This is a genomic window from Tsukamurella pseudospumae (assembly GCF_001575195.1).
Lineage (GTDB): Bacteria > Actinomycetota > Actinomycetes > Mycobacteriales > Mycobacteriaceae > Tsukamurella > Tsukamurella pseudospumae.
This window is the reverse complement of sequence record NZ_LSRF01000037.1, coordinates 1-3,010: the sequence shown is the minus strand read 5'-3', so window position 1 is coordinate 3,010 and position 3,010 is coordinate 1. Positions and strand designations below refer to the sequence as shown.

Below are 3,010 nucleotides of genomic sequence, written 5' to 3'. Positions count from 1 at the left end.
CTTCTGCCACTGGCTGATCGCATGAGCCTCACCGCGCTCGTAGTCCTCGCGCAGCCGCACCAGCCCGGGTTGCTGCAGCTGCGCGAGCACATCACGCCACGCCCACCCCGAGGCGGCCATCCCGAGCAGCACCCGCCATGCGATCGACGAGCGATCCGCGGCAGCAGCGATCGGCGTGGTGAGCAGAGTGCGGGTGGCCGTGGTCAGCTCCGTACGCGCACGGTCGACGTGCGCGCCGGCACCTGCACCGACAACGGTGAGGCCACGCGCCGGCACTCCCCTGCCTGTGCCGGCGGCGGCGCCGGCGGTCGGCAGCGGACGCTCCCGCGTCGGGAACCGCGCATGCAACCACTCCACCACTTCCGCCGGCGCCGGCCGCCGCTCCATCCGTGCCAGGACGGCCGCCAGCTCGTCGCCCAGCACGGAGGGCACGGCGGCGCCGCCGGCGCGGTGTGGAGATCCCGGGATGCGTACACAGCCAGTGTCAGCGTTGGTCAGCGGTGACAGATCGAGGGTCGGAAGGTGCGCGGCGATCGCGCGCGCGAGCTCGTCGACGACGGCCGCCTCGATACCGGCGTCCTCGAGGCGGACCCACACGTGCATGCCTCCCGTCGGGCCCGAGCGCACCACGAGGTGCGGCACGTCGAGCTCGTCGAGCACACGCGCCAGGATCGCAGCATCGGTGACCACCGCATCCGCGCCGTACCTACCTGCATCGAGATCAAACGCGAGAAGCCGATACCGGCCATCGCGGCCGGCGAGATAGCACGCGGTCGGCGCCACGAACGGTGTATCCGTGGGCGCCGGCCACGGCGCCGATCGGTACTCATGCACCGCGTCCGGATCAACCCGCACAGTGCGCCGGGGCGACCACCGCCGCCACCACTGCGCGAGCGTCTGGGTATCAGCTGCGGTCGTCAGCACGGAGGGCCGCCGACAGCAGGCGGCACGCCGACGCGGCCGCGCAGTCGCGCGGTAGAACCTTGCTTAGCGCGCAAGGCGGGGTACACTGGGGCACGCAAAAGCGTCACCTCTTCCTGCCGGTGGAGGGTGCTGGATGCAGAAACCGGATGTGGCGTCCGGCTAACTTTGGAGACGGTCGTCGGGCTGCAACCCGACGGCCGTTTTCGCGTTTACATGGCCTGTGCCTCCCGCTCCAAGATTCGGGCACACAGGGCGCTCAGTGACTCGCCCGTCTGGCGCGCGTGACGCCGCAGCACGTCCGCTGCGTCCTCATCAATCCGCGCCGTGACTTGGTACCGCGGCCCGTACACCGGGTACGGACCACGATGGTTACGGGGCGGGGTAGGCACTACCGATCCGTCCATCGCGAGCTGAGTCATACGAGAAGCGTGCATCAAACTGATGCACGCTTGAGGGAGGCGCGCCGCCTGGCTATCAAAATTCCGCATTCCCACAATTCCTGTCGCCGCTTCCGCGTGCGCGAGGATGCTCGACGCGCGCCTGCGTCGGGCATGGTGCCAGCACGAGGTTCATTCGGGCTACCAACTCAACTGCATCCGCAAGACGATCGCCTAGGTCTGCAGATACGGTGGCCGCGATCGCAACCGTTCGGTACGATAAAAATAGCTTTGAGCAGCGGAAAGACTGGGAGGATCGACCCGTGGTGGCTCTTGAAACTACGTTTCCGATGTGGGCGGGACAGTTCTGCGACATCGTTGATCGTCTCGATCCGGAGCAGGCTGGCATCTTGCTCGACGTTGCGTACTCGTCGTGGCTAGAGAACTCAGAACCGACACGGTGCGAGCTGGAAGTGCTCGCCCGTCAGATCGTCGGGGAAATCACCGCCGATGACGCCCTCACTGCTCTATCGCTACAGCGGAGCTGATCGATGGGAAAGCGCAAGGATCGGATGTGGCGGCGAGATGGCCGTGGCCCCCGGGTGACGGTAGGACCGGCAACTGCGGACGCCGTAAACGATCACCACGCTCGGTGGAGCGCGATGGCGTGGCTCTGTGCGCGAATGTGAGCGTCACTTGTTCACGAATTTGAGCGTCACTGAGGATGGGATCGGGCTCGGAATGTTCACGAATTTGAGCGTCACTCGGCGGGTGCCGCTGCTCCGTCGGTGAGGCGGTTGCGGGTGTGGGCGAGGCGGTAGGAGTCGGTGCCGGTTTCGATGATGTTCCCGCCGAAGGTGAGGCGGTCGACGATGGCGGCGCAGAGGCGTGGGTCGGTGAAGGTTTTGGTCCAGGCGCCGAAGCTGTCGTTGGAGGCGATGGCGACGCTGTTCTTCTCTTCGCGTTCGGTGAGGACCTGGAAGAGGAGCTCGGCGCCGCGGCGGTCGAGTTCCATGTAGCCGAGTTCGTCGATGAGCAGGAGGTCGACGCGGCCGTAGCGGTTGATGGTCTTGGTCAGTTGCTTGTCGTCGGCTGCCTCGACCAGCTCGTTGACCAGTTTGGTGGCGAGGGTGTAGCGGACGCGGTAGCCGGCCATCGCTGCTTCGGTTCCGAGGGCGATGAGCAGATGGGACTTGCCGGTGCCGCTGTCGCCGATCAGGCAGAGCGGTAGGCCTTTGCGGACCCAGTCGCATTTGGCGAGGGTGTGGATGGTGGCGGGGTCGATGTTCGGGTTGGCGTCGAAGTCGAACGTCCGCAACGACTTTTCCCGCGGAAAGCCGGCTGCCTTGATCCGTCGTTCGGAGCGACGGCGGGCACGGTCGTCGCATTCGGAGATCAGCAGCTCGGCGAGGAAGGCCCGGTAGGACATCTGATCGCGGGCGGCGTCGTCGGCGACGTCGGTGAAGTGCGAGCGGATCGTCGGCAGCCGCAGCATGCGGCACGCGGAGTCGATGGCGGCGTCAGCGGCTTGCTCGGTCAGTCCGGAACGGCGAGCGGTAGTCACGGCGGAATCTCCCAAGTGATGGTCTGTGCAGGTGGACTCGGCCTATTCGGCAGGCCGGTGGCGCAGGAGCTGGTCGTAGGCGGCGACGGACGGAAGCGGACGAGTATCCGGCGGGAGCGAGGCCAGGCGGTGCGCGGTCAGCGAG

The 3,010-nt window shown here is 66.9% G+C and carries 3 protein-coding genes; 1 reads left to right on the top strand and 2 read right to left on the bottom strand.

All coding sequences use genetic code 11. The annotated features are described in order from the left end of the window. A partial coding sequence (gene ligD, locus AXK60_RS12895) for a non-homologous end-joining DNA ligase LigD (RefSeq protein ID WP_483368395.1) occupies positions 1–783 on the bottom strand: 783 nt, incomplete at its 3' end. A gap of 769 nt (positions 784–1,552) precedes the next feature. On the opposite strand from ligD, the gene AXK60_RS12890 reads away from it, so the two are divergent. Beyond that, positions 1,553–1,849: a hypothetical protein gene (locus AXK60_RS12890; protein WP_139057931.1), complete on the top strand. Its 297-nt coding sequence runs from the start codon at positions 1,553–1,555 to the stop codon at positions 1,847–1,849. Positions 1,850–2,061: 212 nt separating this feature from the next. On the opposite strand, the gene istB is transcribed toward AXK60_RS12890, so the two are convergent. Next, entirely contained in the window at positions 2,062–2,865 is an 804-nt protein-coding gene (istB, locus tag AXK60_RS12885) for an IS21-like element helper ATPase IstB (RefSeq protein WP_068571551.1), read from the bottom strand. Positions 2,866–3,010: the final 145 nt, after the last annotated feature.